Genomic DNA, 13,428 nt, shown 5'->3' on the forward strand with positions numbered 1-13,428 from the left:
TACGGCGCGATCGGTCAGGCCTACCGCGCCAACGGAGGCGAGAGGGTGTTTGGCCGACCGATCATCCCGGAGAGCAATGCCACCGGCGGCCGGTACCAGATCTTCCAGAACGAACACGGTCAGCGCTTCAAATTCTTGTGGACCGAACGCACCGGTGCCCACTGGGTCAAGGAATACGGTGCGATCGGGACCCTCTGGTCCAGGTCCGACTACGAACGAGGATTCGGTTTTCCCGTGACCAACGAATACCGCCGAGGAAACGAAATTCGTCAGCACTTTTCGCGAGGATACATTCTGGGGTGGAACGTTCACACCGGCGCACTCCGCGTTTACCGCTGACGCTTCGGATCGGCCTAAGCTTGCGGGGTGACCACAGCCAGACCCGCACCCCAGCTGACTCGTTCCGTACTGTTCCTGATGTGCCTTGCCACAGGCTTGTGCGCGGGAGGGAACTACTTCAACCAGCCCCTTCTCGACGAAATCTCCGAGGCGCTGGGGGTCAGCTCATCGACGGCGGCCACTTCGGTCACGGTCGCTCAGGTGGCCTACGCGGTGGGCCTGGTTTTCCTTGCGCCGCTGGGTGACCTGTTCGAAAGGCGCAAGCTCACGGTCGGCCTCATCGGGTTGACCGCAGCGGGGCAGGCCATTGCCGGCTTCGGCGTCTTTCTCATCGGTGTCGCCGTGGCGGGTCTCTTCTCCGTGTCCGCGCAGGTTCTGGTCCCTTATGCCTCGATCCTGGCTGCGCCCGGCAAGGGCGGACGAGCCGTGGGGACCGTGATGTCAGGACTGCTCGCGGGCGTCCTGATCGCTCGCGCGGTGGCGGGGATCCTCTCGGACATCGGTGGGTGGACCCTGATCTATCACGTCGCCGCGGTCCTGATGATTCTCGTGGGAATCGGGCTGTGGCGGGTGCTGCCGCCGTCCTACCCCGAGGACCCACCGAGTTACCCGGGCCTGTTCCTCTCCATGGGGCGCCTGATCCTTCATCACCCGCGGCTGCGCACTCGCTCGCTGATTTCCGGGATTTCCTTCGCATCGATGAGCGCGATCTTCGCGACCACCACGTTGCTTCTGGCGGATGAGCCTTTCGGGCTGAGCCCCACGGCCATTGGCCTGGTCGGGCTCACCGGTCTGGCGGGAGCGCTCATGGCGAGCGTGGCCGGCGGGATGGTCGACCGAGGCCACGGGCGCCGCGGGACGATGCTGGGTCTCGTGGCACTGGCGCTCGGATGGGGTGCCTTCGTTCTGGGTGGGCACAGCGTGCTGTGGTTCTGCGTCGGCATGGTTCTCACGGACGTCGGCGTCCAACTGGTGCACATCATCTCGATGAACACTGTGTACACGTTGGACCCTCAGGCCAGGGCGCGCCTGAACTCGGTCTACATGACGATGTACTTCGTCGGGGCCGCGGTGGGATCCGCCGTCGGCGTGTGGGCATGGAACGCCGGGCACTGGGTCGGCGTCTGCGTCGCGGGCGGGGTGATGACGGCGCTGTGCGTGCTGATCTGGGTGTACGACGTCGTGCTGGAAAAGCGACAGCTCGCGCAGGACGCCCGCCTCGCTCATTGAAAAGTGAACCAAAGCATTTAGCATGGTGATACAAAACTCACACCTGAAGTAAGGCACACCATGTCACGACTGAACCACGCGTCCAGGGCCATCGGTCTCGGCGCCATCGGCGTTCTGACCCTCGCCGGTTGCGGAATGGGCGGATCGAACAATGCGGGTGATTCGAAAGAGAAGACGTCGATCTGCAAAGAGGACGCCTCGGACAAGACGACTCTCGATTCCGCTCCCAAGACCGACTGGAAAGACGGTCTCAACGGACTGAAGGTCCCCACCTCGGACAAGTTCGGGCCAGAGAAAGTCGATGACGACAAGGTGCCGTCCTGCTTCAGCCACTCCCCGGAGGGCGCACTCTTCGCCGCCGCGAACTACAGCCTTCCCGTGGTCTCTCAGGACTACGGTCTGATGACCAAGATCATCAGGAAGCAGGCCATCGCCAACGATTCGCGGGACAAAGTTGCCGATCGCTTCGAAGAGGAGGGCCAGTCCGCCTCGTCCTCCAGCCAAGCCGAAAACCTCAAAGTCGCGGGCTTCAAACTGGGCGATTACACCAAGGACAAGGCCGCGGTGAAAATCCTGGTCTCGGCCTACGACGGCGCCGGATACGGAGAGCTGACCTTCACGGTCCAGTGGAAGGACGACGACTGGCGTTTCGACGCCGACGCCGACACCGAGGACATGTCCTTCAAGCAGGTCGAGGGCCCCGACGGGTACACCAAGTGGGGTCCCAGCCAGGACGACGGTTCGTCCTCGAAGGGATCCTGACCAGGCGAGAACCCGTCGGGATATGCTCCCCGGGCCGATCCTGCCGAAGGACCGATGGTTACTCGTCCTCTTCGGCAGGCATCCAGAGTTCACACGTGGCCGTGGTGTCGCTCAGGCTGAGGAACCGGAGGAGCGTCGGGCCGGGGCGCAGTCTCCACGGGTTCGATGGGAACCACTCTGTGGCCGTTGCCGCCCACATCTGCTGCAACGCTTCCGGGTGGGACCCTTCCGAGGTGAAAACGGCCCAATGACCAGCCTCGACCGTCAGGGTGTCGAGATCGTCGGGGACATGGTCCTCGTCGGAAACAGCAACGCCGTGCAGATAGGTCAGCAACGAACCTTCCGGAGCGTCGGGCTCCAGGTCGGAGGTCACCGAGAGAATTCCGGTGGGCTCCGCGTCGTTGACGGTCTGCAGCCTCTGGTTGTCTTCATCCGTTATCCGGTCCACGTGCCGCTGAATATGCGGATTGATGCCTTCGTGGATCAGCGGAACCTCTGCCGCGTGACCGGCGAGGACAAGGCGGGGCTTAGTGGCGATGGTGACGTTCATGGGAGAATCCCCTTCCACGCTCAGACGGAATCTGAGCATTGGTTGTGTACGCAACGGACCGCCTTTTTCGCGCACCAGGGTGGGGTGGGCGCCGTGAACCGAGCGGAAAGCTCTGTTGAACGCCTCGGCGGACCCATAGCCGTGCCGGATGGCGACGTCGAGAAGTGTGGAATCCTTCTGCGTGAGCTCGGCCGCGGCCAGGGTCATCCTCCGCCGACGCACGTACTCCGACAGCGGCATCCCGGCCAGGGCCGAGAACATACGCCGCAGGTGGTATTCCGTGGTCGCGTGACGCCGGGCGAAGGATGCCCAGTCGGGCTCTTCGGCCATGTCGTTCTCGACGACCCCGACGAGTGCGTTGAGCGTGCGAATCATGCGGTCCTCCTTACGCCATCCATCCTCGGTCCGAACCAGAGGTCGCCGCCCGACAATTCAGGACGGCTTCGATCGGGGGCGCGGGAGGACAAGCCCGCCCTGCGGAGTTACGCCGTCCGTTGCCGCTTCGAGGAAATGACCCCCGTATTGAAGCCCGCCAGGTGCAGGCCGCCGTGGAACCGGGCGTGCTCGATCTTGATGCACCGGTCCATGACCACGTTCAGGCCGGCCTCTTCGGCGATTGCCGCGGCTTCCTCGTTCCACGACCCCAGTTGCAACCAGAGCGTCTTGGCCCCGATCTTCACGGCCTCCTCGGCAACTCCCGGGAGATCGTCGTGCTTCCGGAATGCGTCGACGACGTCGGGCGTTTCCGGCAGCGCATCGAGGGAGGGATACACCTCCTGACCCAGAACCTTGGTTCCCTTGCCAGCGAGGACCGGGTTCACGAAATAGACCCGGTACGGGGAGCTCGAGAGCAAGTAGGTCGAGACGAAGTAGCTCGCGCGTGCCGGTTTGTCCGACATGCCCACGATCGCAACCGACGTCGTGTTGTGCAGGATGTTGAGGCGTTCCGGCGCGCTCGGGCCGATCCAGGTGCGTGCGTTCTGATTCGTCATGTCTCACAGACCTTTCTGTTCGGCGGACTCGCGCGTGAGGCCCGTGGCCGCCGTCAGGGCTTGATCCAGGTCCCAGAGGATGTCCTCCGGGTCCTCGAGACCCACCGAGATGCGGATGAGGTCTTCCGCAACGCCGCCCGCGGCCAGTTGCTCCGCGGAGAGCTGCTGGTGGGTCGTGGTGGCCGGGTGCAGCACCAGGGTGCGGGCGTCGCCGATATTCGCCAGGTGGCTCGCGAGCTGCAGGTTCTCGATGAAACGGCCCCCGACCTCACGGCCCGAGAGGCCGTTGGCTTCGGCGACACCGAAGCTGAAGACCGAGCCGACGCCGAGCGGAAGGTACTTGCGGCCCCGCTGGTAGTGCTGGTGGTCGGGGAGACCCGCGTAATTCACGTAGGCGATGCGGGGGTCCGCATCGAGCCAGTCGACGACCTCGCGCGCATTGCTCAGGTGGGCGTCCATGCGCTGCGGCAGCGTCTCCACCCCCTGGATCAGCTGGAACGCCGATTGCGGGGACAGCGACGGCCCGATGTCTCTCAGCTGTTCCGAGCGCAGTTTGGTCAGGAACCCGTACCCACCGAAGTTCCCCCACCAGGAGATGTCGTTGTAGGAGGGGATCGGTTCGGTCATCGACGGGAAGTTTCCGTTGCCCCAGTCGAAGCGGCCGGACTCGACGACGACGCCGCCCAACGTGGTCCCGTGGCCTCCGAGGAATTTGGTGGCCGAATGGATCACGATGTCAGCGCCGTGCTCGAGCGGCCGCACCAGATACGGGGTCGAAATGGTCGCATCGACCACGAGAGGGATCCCTGCCTCGTGGGCGACCTCGGCGAGCCCTTCGAGGTCCGCGACCTGGCACGCAGGATTCGACACGGCCTCGGTGTACACGGCCTTGGTGTTCTCCTGCAGCGCATCCTTGAACGCCTGCGGATCCATGGAGTCGATGAACGTGGTCTCGATTCCGAAGCGTCGAAGCGTGACGTCCAACTGGGTCACGGTTCCGCCGTAGAGCTGCGCCGAGGACACGATGTGGTCGCCCGCCTGGGCGAGCGCGGCGAAAGTGATGAATTCCGCGGCCATTCCGGAGGACGTGGCCACGGCACCGATGCCGCCCTCCAGCGAGGCGACGCGTTCCTCAAAGGCCGCGACGGTCGGATTCCCCAGGCGGGAGTAGATGTTGCCGTACTTCTGCAGGGCGAAGAGGTTGGCGGCGTCGTCGGAATCCTTGAAAACGAAGGATGTCGATTGGTAGATCGGGACCGCTCGCGAACCGTGCTCGGCGTCGGGGGTACCCCCGGCGTGGAGCGCGCGGGTTCTGAATCCAAAGGTGTGTTCGGCCATGCTGGTCCTCTTCGACGGTCGATGCTCGCGTACAACGATGTTCCATTCATGGTCGGCCGACGGCGAGGCCGCCCGCAACTGTTTCGATTGTGTCGCGTCCGGCCCGCTATGTGACGACGCCGCTCCTCGGCTCCGCATCCCGCGTATTCATTGATCAGGATGCTGATGAACCAGGGGGACTAGGAAGGTTGCACTTACCGCAAATAGTTGGATCTCATCAGCAGGCTGATTATCCTTGGTCAGGACGTGGGTATTCACCCATGTCAAGTCATCACACTAGGAACACCATGAGCGAATTCTTGCGCCAGCGCTGGGGACAGATCCTGTTCTCCAGCTGGCAACACATGAGCCTCGTGGTGCAGTGCCTCGTGCTCGCTACGGTCATCGCGATCGTTCTGGCCGCGCTGTGCTACCGAAGCCGTGCGCTGACATCCGTGGCGAACAACGTCTCGGCGGTCGGCCTCACCATTCCGTCCTTCGCCCTGATCGGCCTCCTCATCGTGCCCTTGGGCTTCGGCGTGGTTCCGGCCGTCGTCGTCGTGACCTTCTTCGCCGTGCTGCCGATCCTTCGCAACGCGGTGGTCGGTCTTGCCGGCGTCGACCAATCGACGATCGAGGCCGCTCGAGGCATCGGCATGGGCTGCGTCAAAACATTCTTCCGCGTCGAACTGCCCCTCGCCTGGCCGGTGATTCTGGCCGGAATGCGCGTCTCGGCGCAGATGACGATGGGCATTGCGGCGGTCGCCGCCTACGCGCTCGGCCCCGGACTCGGTGGCTACATCTTCTCGGGCCTCTCGCGGCTCGGAGGCGCGAACTCCCTCGAGTCCGTCGTGACCGGCATCGTCGCCGTGATCATCCTCGCCCTCATACTCGACGTGGTCCTCATCCTCGTCGGCCGTCTGACCACTTCAAGGGGTATCCGTGTCTGAGAACACCCGAAACAACACCACCTCCTCCCACGCCGCGTCCCAGGGCGTCGGAACCGAGCAGACGACGTCGTCGGCCGACGAGTCCCGGAACGACGCGAACCGCGGGGGAGAAGCGCGCCAGAAGGGCGCCTCGATCCTCATCGAGAACGTGACCAAACGCTACGGCGGCGGCAAGAAGCCCGCGGTCGACCAGCTGACCCTGGAAATCCCGGCCGGGCAGATCATCATGTTCGTCGGCCCCTCCGGGTGCGGCAAGACCACGACCCTCAAGATGATCAACCGCCTGATCGAGCCCACGGAGGGCAGATTGATCCTCGGCGACGAGGACGTCACCAAGATCAACGGCGACAAGCTGCGTCGAAAGATCGGTTACGTGATCCAGGCCGGGGGTCTTCTGCCGCACATGACCGTCGCGAGCAACATCGGCCTCGTCCCCAAGATGCTCGGATGGGACAAGAAGCGCATCGCCGAGCGCGTGGACGAACTGCTGGACCTGGTCTCCCTGGACGCGGACACGTATCGCCACCGCTACCCGCGGGAGCTCTCGGGCGGGCAGCAGCAGCGCATCGGCGTCGCCCGCGCCCTCGCGGCCGACCCGCCCGTTCTCCTGATGGACGAACCGTTCGGCGCCGTCGACCCGATTACCCGGCAACGGCTCCAGGACGAGCTCATCAACATCCAGAGCGAACTGCACAAGACCATCGTGTGCGTGACCCACGATTTCGACGAGGCAGTGAAACTCGGCGACTGGATCGCGGTCTTCGACGAAGGAGCCCGGATCGTCCAGTACGACACCCCGGAGCGGATCCTCGCGAATCCCGCGAACGAGTTCGTGGAGAACTTCATCGGCTCCGGCGCCGGACTGAAGCAGCTGGGCCTGGCCCGTGTGGGCGACGTCGACCTGATCTCCGGCGTCCTCGGCCATCCTGGTCAGAGCGCCCGCGAGCTGGTCGGCCACATCGACAAGACGGGGTACAACTCGGCGGTCATCGTGGACGACCGCGAACGTCCGATCCAGTGGCTCTCCAAGGAACAGCTCTCACGGATGACCACGGTGCCCTCGCAGCTCGACAAGGAGCTCCCCCTCGTGGGAACCAGGTCCACCCTCAACGACGCTCTCGACACGATGCTGGTCGCGAGCACCGGTGAGGCCGTGGTCGAGGGTGCACGCGGACGATACCGGGGCATCATCACCGTCGAAACGGTCATGAACGCCATCACCGAGTTGCGCCGTTACACCCCGGGCGACTACACGCCGGTCGGGAACAACACGGGGGAGATCCCGGTGACCGTCCAGCGCACGAACTCCGAGGCCTCCGGCGATGCGGAAGGAACCGCGGGCGCCGAGTCCCAGGACGCCGATGCCCCGGTCGAGGGGGACACGACGTCCTCCGCAGACCCCACGGGGCGCGCGGCCGGTCGAGAACCGTGGAACGAAAGCGGTGACCGTTCATGACCCAGTCAGCTCAGTCGGCGGATCTGGACACCGGTCGCCGCCAATGGGGCGGACTCGTGATCCAACCGATCGTCATCATTCTCGCCCTGGCGGCCATCGCATGGTGGCTGACCAGCGCCAACCTGACCGATTCGGAAAAGGTCACGCTCGATCCCAAGAATCTTCTGGAACTGACCTGGCAGCACCTCCAGCTGACCGTGGTTGCGGCGGTCGTCGTGCTGGTGCTCGCCATCCCGATCGGGGTTCTCCTGACCCGGAAACCCATGCGATGGTTGGGTACCCCGTTCATGGCGATCGCGAACCTCGGGCAGGCGGCACCTCCGGTCGGCCTGATCGTGTTGTTCGCCTTCTGGCTCGGTTTCGGGTTCCAGGCCTCGGCTCTGGCCCTGATCCTGTACGCATTCCTCCCGGTTCTGAAGAACACGATGGTGGGGCTCGACGCCGTTGACCCGAGGCTCGTGGAGTCCGCCCGGGGGATGGGCATGAGCAGCATGGCCGTTCTCCTCAAGGTCGAGCTGCCGCTGGCCGTCCCCGTCATGCTCGCCGGAATTCGCACGGCACTCGTGCTCCTCGTGGGTACGGCAACTCTCGCAACGTTCGTCGACGGCGGCGGTCTGGGCCTCCTGATCACCACGGGCGTCAACCTGTCCTTGAACAAGGTCCTCATCGCGGGATCGCTGTTGGTGGCCCTCCTCGCGCTGAGCGTGGACTGGATTGCTCGCGTCGTCGAGCAGGTCGCTCGACCGAAGGGAATCTAGACATGTTTGGACAGAAGAAGCTACGACTCGCCGCCCTGGGTGCCGTCGGGATGCTCGCGCTGGCCGGTTGCGGCCTGCAACCGGCGACGTCGACCCTTCCCGACCTGGAATCGGGAACGATCAAGCCCATCGACGGCGCAGGAGACAAAAAGGTCACGGTGACCTCCAAGAACTTCACCGAACAACTGGTGCTCGGCAAGATCGCCGTGCTGACCGCGGAGGCGGTGGGTTTCGACGTAACCGACATGACCAACGTTCCGGGGTCCCAGCCCTCCCGCAACCTCATGGTCAGCGGTCAGGCGCAGCTGGGCTGGGAGTACACCGGCACGGCGTGGCTGACCTACATGGGCAAGGACAAGGCCATCCCGGACGCCCAGGAGCAATGGGAGGCCGTGAAGAAAGAGGACTCCAAGAACGATCTCACGTGGGGCAAGCCCGCCCCGCTGAACAATACGTACGCCTTCGCGGTTCGCCAGGACTTCAAGGACAAGTACGGGGTCAAGACCCTCGAGGACATCGCCAAGGTCCCGCCCGAGGAGCGGTCTTTCTGCGTGGAGTCGGAATTCAACTCTCGCAGCGACGGATTCAACCCGATGCTGGAAAAGTACGGGCTGAAGCGCGGAGCACCGGATGGTGTCCCGGAAGACAAGGTATCCGTGATGGACACCGGGACGGTCTATGCGGCCACGGCGAAGGGCGACTGCAACTTCGGTGAGGTCTTCACGACCGACGGTCGTATCCCCGCGCTGAACCTGACGGTCCTCGAGGACAACAGGGAATTCTTCCCGAAGTACAACGGTTCACCGGTCTTCAACTCCGACCTGGTCAAGGAATACCCCGAGCTCCAGGACCGTTTCGAGCAGGTCTCCAAGCTCCTGGACGACAAGACGATGCAGGACCTGAATTATCAGGTCGACGTCGAGGGCAAGGACCCAGGGGACGTGGCCTTCGACTGGATGGCGGACAAGGGCCTGGTCAAGAAGAAGTAGGCCACCCGGCCCGGAAGCCCGCGCCCGGAACCGTGAGGTGCTCTCGGGCGGGGCAATCGCAAGGCGCCCCGATCGGATGAGACCGGTCGGGGCGCCTTTGCACTGCCGGACGGAAGAGCGTCAAGCGCATCCCGGGGGGTGACGAATCCGCGCCGTCCGGGGAGCAGGGGGGGGCTGTCTCAGATCCCGTAGCGACGCCTGACAAATTCTTTGTAGAGCATCCCGTACAGCAGGGGAGAGGTCTTGAGCAGGAGCCCCGCCAGTGCGTAATCGGGCCGGGCCATGAGGCAGCGACGCAGAAGGGCGAATGTCATGGCGTCCTGGCACTCGCGGATGTGGTGATCCACGTCGGGAGGAGTGAGCCTGAGGGCCGCCTGGGCGGAGTTCAGGAAAGTGAGAATCCACGCTGCCGCCAGGGCATTCTTTTCCGACGGCGACCCTTCGTGGGCCCGGGTGGTTTCCTTGAGAAATTCCACAAAACGGTAACTTTCAAGAATCGGCGGAACCGACCCCCAAGTAATGGATTGCGGATTCACCGAATACAAATGGAGTGAGTCCTCGATGCATACGACTTCTCGAGCGCGCTCGTAGGCCGCGATCGAGAATCCTGCGTCCTCGATCCGATTCAGCAGGGGAAACTCCAACCCTCGAATTGACGAGGAACGAAACAGCTTGTCCCACGCGTAGGGTGTCATTTCGTCCTTCATCAGGAGAGCCATGGCCTGGTTCCCCGTATAGCGGCCGGGCCTGCCCCGGGACCGGTATCGATGCGTGCCGTCCGGGTACAACACGTCATGGCTGCATACGACGACGTCCGTGGCCGGTCCCGCGGAAGCAAGCATCTTCTCGAGGAACTCGGGATGGAACACGTCGTCCGAGTCCAGGAAGGCCACCCAGTCCGAACTCACGGACCTCAGACCGCGATTACGGGATCCCGCCAGACCGAGATTGTGCTCGTTGACTACATAGCGAACGCGAGAATCATTCGTTTGCTCCAAGTGCTGGCGAATGACACGGTCTGCATCGTCCGGTGATGAGTCATTGATGATGACGAGTTCGAAATTTGTGTGCGTTTGATGAAGAATGCTGTCGATTGATCGAACTACCGTTCGCGCGGTGTTGTAGACAGGCAGAATGACGGCAACTGAGGGGCTGTTCATGAATCCGGCTCATCGCATTTGAGGGTGTAGGTGGTTCCTGAAGCCGCCGGTGTCGAGCAGCGATCGGGCTATGTAGTTCGTGAGGTTCCGGAATCCGAGGGCGGAGCCGCGGAGGTGTTCCAGGCGCCCGTTGATCGCCTCTGTTGGCCCGTTGGACGTGCCGGGCCGGTCGAAGAACGCGAGGATGTCGGCGGCGCGCTGCTTGAGCGTGCGGCCGAGCTTGCGGACCTCCACGAGCGCGGCGGGGACGCCGCTGGAGACGGAATCGATGACGGCTGTCATCAGCTTCTTCGCCGTCTTCCGATCGGGTTCGCGGTAGGCGGCGATCACGCGCTGGTAGATGCCCCAGGTCGCCTCGACCTCGACGTGCTCGGAGACCGCGAACAGTGCCTCGAGACGGGTCTGCTGCCGGTCAGTGAGCAGCTGCGCGCCGGTGTGGAGGATGCGGCGGGCCTTGTAGAGCGGATCGTTTTTGCGGCCCCGCCGGCCGTGCAGGCACTGCTGGACGCGACGACGGCAGGTGTCGAGGGCGTCGCCGGCGAGGCGGACGACGTGGAACGGGTCCATCACCGCCTGCGCGTCCGGGAGCTCCTCGCTGACGGCGGTCTTGAAGCCGGTGAACCCGTCCATCGCGACGACCTCGACACCATCGCGCCAGTCCTGCGGGCGTGCGGCGAGCCAGGTCTTGAACACGGCTTTCGAGCGACCCTCGATCATGTCCAGCAGACGGGCGGGGCCGGTCTTGTCGCGGTTCGGGGTGAGGTCGATGATGACGGTGACGTACTTGTCGCCGACTCTCGTGTGGCGCCAGACGTGCTCGTCGACGCCGATCACGGCGACGCCGTCGAACCGGGCGGGATCGTCGATCAGCACTCGACGCCCTTCAGCGAGGACCGCGTTGTTCGCCGTGTGCCAACCGACACCGAGTCCGGCGGCGACGCGGGCGACGGTGAGGTGGTCGATCACGAGCGCTTCCAACGCCCACCGCATCCCGCTACGGGACAGCTTGGCTCGCTCGGGCGCCGCTGCCGTGAGGTCCTCACGCCAGGACCGTCCGCATCCCGAGCACTTGTAGCGGCGGACCCGGACCAGCAGCGTCGTCGGGCGATGACCGAACGGCTCGTGGGCGAGACGCCGCGTGTCCGTCCCGCGCGAGAGCGCCTGGCTACCGCATCCCCGGCACCACGGATCCGGCTCGGCGACGCGGCACTCGATCACCGCGCGATCCGGCTCGAAAAGCTGACCGGTGGCCACGAGGCCGAGCTCGTCGAGATGGCAGAACACGGTCAGATCAGGGGTCGCGAAGGTAGCGTGGTGCACGTCGAGGTCTTCCGGCAGATGGTCAGTGTGAGAACTTCCATCATCGGAAGGCCTCGACCCTCATCCGGCGACCGACGCGCTCAGCCACCTACCCCCTCAACTGCGAAGAGCCATGAATCCTGATTCCTTGATGTGTGGTTCCATCGGGATAACAGCCACAATCATATTACGAGTTGTTGAGGCGCCTCATAATTTCCACAAGGCCCGACCGACCCTCGCTCTGCTCATGCCAACCGGTGCGGATCAGGGCCTTGCTGACGGCCTGCGGGGATATGCCCAATGCCTCTCCGACGGCACGGTGCTGGCCGCGCACGCCGGGAACCAGTAGATCCACGACCCTCCATTCGGCCTCGGTTCTCATGCCGACCAGGCGAGCCAGCAGCCTCGCCAGGCCCGTGGCCGCATCGGCGAGGGCGGGATCGGCTGCCTCGACGAAAACATTGCGGAACGCGGCGCGACCCGCGGAAGGGGCTGGGGTGCACCTCTGAACCGCCGCCCGGGCATAAGCGCTCGCGTACCCGGCGTCGTCGGGGCCGCCGGATGAGATTCCGACGCCCACGGACACGCCGGGGGTACGCAGGGCCTCGAGGGCGACGTCGATCGCAGGTTCGGGCTCCGCGAGCACGGCGCTCAACCGGCCCGACGATGGCGACTCGAGCACGGCGCCTTCGGTCAGCGCCGGGAGCGACCGCAGGCGCTCGGCCAGGCCGGGCGCGTCCGGGGCTTCGATGATGATGGCATACATGTACCGCTATTATGCCTGGCTCGGGTCAGCCGGCGGAGTTGCGCAGCACGTCGCGCAACGCATCGAAGTGTGATGTCAGCAGTATCGCGGCGCGTTCCTTCTCCCCATGCGTGACGGCCTCGAGGACCTCCCGGTGTGCCCGGGCATTCTGCCTGGCCATCGGGATCGATTGGCCGACCTGCTCACGGATCCGGCCGTAGACGGACCAGAAAACCTCGAGCAGATTGGCCAAGAGGTCGTTGTCCAAGGGCGCGAAGAGCAATCTGTGGAATTCGTGGTCGTGCTCGGCGTTCAGGGCGCCGTCTTCCGCGGACTCCTCCATGCCTCGGATACATGCTTCGAGGGCCACGTGGTCCTCCGATGTCATGGCGTCCATGGCCGAGCCGATCAGGGCCGATTCCAGGGCCTGCCGGACCTCGACCACTTCCAGGGCCTCGTCACCCCGACCCTGCAGGGACATGCGGGCATGGAATTCGAGTCCCATCGCCAGCGCCTCGAGGTTCTTGCGGCCCACGAACATCCCGTATCCGTGACGGACCTCCACGATGCCCATCGACTGGAGGACCTTGAGGGCCTCACGCACCGTATTGCGGCCGACGCCGAGCTCCTCGACCAGTTCGAACTCCGTGGGCATGGGATCCCCGGGAGCCAGCCCTTGGTCCAGGATGAACTCCATGATGTCCTGCTGGAGCGCGCGCATGCGATCAGCGGCGCCCACTCTGCGTTTGGGCATCGATTCCTTCTCCGGCATGCGATTCCCCTCGTCGATGATTCACACTTGTGGATCCTATCGTGTCGGCCGCGCCGTCCGACTGCGTCGCCGACTCGCTTCTCCAACGTGATGTTGACAACATCATTCA

At 64.4% G+C, this 13,428-nt stretch carries 14 protein-coding genes; 7 read left to right on the plus strand and 7 right to left on the minus strand.

Annotated features, from left to right (window positions below; all coding sequences use genetic code 11):
- Nucleotides 1-45: 45 nt before the first annotated feature.
- Genes ACTSLZ_RS03550 through ACTSLZ_RS03560 form a run of 3 tightly spaced genes read left to right on the plus strand, consistent with a single transcriptional unit; the run spans nucleotide 46 to nucleotide 2,331 of the window.
- On the plus strand, nucleotides 46-339 hold the full coding sequence (locus ACTSLZ_RS03550) for an LGFP repeat-containing protein (RefSeq protein WP_443095740.1): 294 nt from the start codon (nucleotides 46-48) through the stop codon (nucleotides 337-339).
- A gap of 27 nt (nucleotides 340-366) precedes the next feature.
- Nucleotides 367-1,569, plus strand: a complete 1,203-nt coding sequence (locus ACTSLZ_RS03555) for an MFS transporter (protein ID WP_443095741.1) — start codon at nucleotides 367-369, stop codon at nucleotides 1,567-1,569.
- A gap of 60 nt (nucleotides 1,570-1,629) precedes the next feature.
- Nucleotides 1,630-2,331 (plus strand): hypothetical protein, encoded by a 702-nt coding sequence (locus ACTSLZ_RS03560; protein ID WP_129316268.1) that lies wholly within the window; start codon nucleotides 1,630-1,632, stop codon nucleotides 2,329-2,331.
- Nucleotides 2,332-2,389: 58 nt separating this feature from the next.
- Here ACTSLZ_RS03560 and ACTSLZ_RS03565 read toward each other — a convergent pair whose 3' ends face one another.
- The 3 genes from ACTSLZ_RS03565 to ACTSLZ_RS03575 form a co-directional block, all read right to left on the minus strand.
- Nucleotides 2,390-3,256 carry an AraC family transcriptional regulator gene (locus tag ACTSLZ_RS03565; RefSeq protein WP_443095742.1) on the minus strand — a complete coding sequence of 289 codons (867 nt, stop codon included), beginning with the start codon at nucleotides 3,254-3,256 and terminating at the stop codon, nucleotides 2,390-2,392.
- Nucleotides 3,257-3,363: 107 nt separating this feature from the next.
- On the minus strand, nucleotides 3,364-3,873 hold the full coding sequence (locus tag ACTSLZ_RS03570) for a CoA-binding protein (protein WP_129316266.1): 510 nt from the start codon (nucleotides 3,871-3,873) through the stop codon (nucleotides 3,364-3,366).
- Nucleotides 3,874-3,876: 3 nt separating this feature from the next.
- Nucleotides 3,877-5,211 (minus strand): O-acetylhomoserine aminocarboxypropyltransferase/cysteine synthase family protein, encoded by a 1,335-nt coding sequence (locus ACTSLZ_RS03575; RefSeq protein ID WP_443095743.1) that lies wholly within the window; start codon nucleotides 5,209-5,211, stop codon nucleotides 3,877-3,879.
- Nucleotides 5,212-5,498: 287 nt separating this feature from the next.
- On the opposite strand from ACTSLZ_RS03575, the gene ACTSLZ_RS03580 reads away from it, so the two are divergent.
- The 4 genes from ACTSLZ_RS03580 (at nucleotide 5,499) to ACTSLZ_RS03595 (ending at nucleotide 9,343) form a co-directional block, all read left to right on the plus strand.
- Complete coding sequence (locus ACTSLZ_RS03580) at nucleotides 5,499-6,140, plus strand: ABC transporter permease (RefSeq protein ID WP_443095744.1); 642 nt, start codon at nucleotides 5,499-5,501, stop codon at nucleotides 6,138-6,140.
- A 133-nt stretch (nucleotides 6,141-6,273) separates the two neighbouring features.
- Nucleotides 6,274-7,596 carry an ABC transporter ATP-binding protein gene (locus ACTSLZ_RS03585; protein WP_443096086.1) on the plus strand — a complete coding sequence of 441 codons (1,323 nt, stop codon included), beginning with the start codon at nucleotides 6,274-6,276 and terminating at the stop codon, nucleotides 7,594-7,596.
- Nucleotides 7,593-8,354 (plus strand): ABC transporter permease, encoded by a 762-nt coding sequence (locus ACTSLZ_RS03590; RefSeq protein WP_129316262.1) that lies wholly within the window; start codon nucleotides 7,593-7,595, stop codon nucleotides 8,352-8,354. Before ACTSLZ_RS03585 ends, ACTSLZ_RS03590 begins: the two co-directional genes overlap by 4 nt.
- Before the next feature lie 2 nt (nucleotides 8,355-8,356).
- On the plus strand, nucleotides 8,357-9,343 hold the full coding sequence (locus ACTSLZ_RS03595) for a glycine betaine ABC transporter substrate-binding protein (RefSeq protein ID WP_443095745.1): 987 nt from the start codon (nucleotides 8,357-8,359) through the stop codon (nucleotides 9,341-9,343).
- Nucleotides 9,344-9,522: 179 nt separating this feature from the next.
- On the opposite strand, the gene ACTSLZ_RS03600 is transcribed toward ACTSLZ_RS03595, so the two are convergent.
- From ACTSLZ_RS03600 to ACTSLZ_RS03615, 4 genes are all read right to left on the minus strand, one after another.
- Nucleotides 9,523-10,503, minus strand: coding sequence for a glycosyltransferase family 2 protein (locus ACTSLZ_RS03600; protein WP_443095746.1), 981 nt, complete (start codon nucleotides 10,501-10,503; stop codon nucleotides 9,523-9,525).
- Between the two features lie 9 nt (nucleotides 10,504-10,512).
- Complete coding sequence (locus ACTSLZ_RS03605; RefSeq protein WP_179628043.1) at nucleotides 10,513-11,823, minus strand: ISL3 family transposase; 1,311 nt, start codon at nucleotides 11,821-11,823, stop codon at nucleotides 10,513-10,515.
- Nucleotides 11,824-11,989: 166 nt separating this feature from the next.
- Entirely contained in the window at nucleotides 11,990-12,568 is a 579-nt protein-coding gene (locus ACTSLZ_RS03610) for a hypothetical protein (RefSeq protein WP_443095747.1), read from the minus strand.
- A gap of 25 nt (nucleotides 12,569-12,593) precedes the next feature.
- On the minus strand, nucleotides 12,594-13,301 hold the full coding sequence (locus ACTSLZ_RS03615) for a FadR/GntR family transcriptional regulator (RefSeq protein WP_238692391.1): 708 nt from the start codon (nucleotides 13,299-13,301) through the stop codon (nucleotides 12,594-12,596).
- Between the last annotated feature and the right edge of the window lie 127 nt (nucleotides 13,302-13,428).

The sequence above is a fragment of the Rothia koreensis genome, assembly GCF_052232265.1.
GTDB classification, from domain to species: Bacteria; Actinomycetota; Actinomycetes; order Actinomycetales; family Micrococcaceae; genus Rothia; species Rothia koreensis.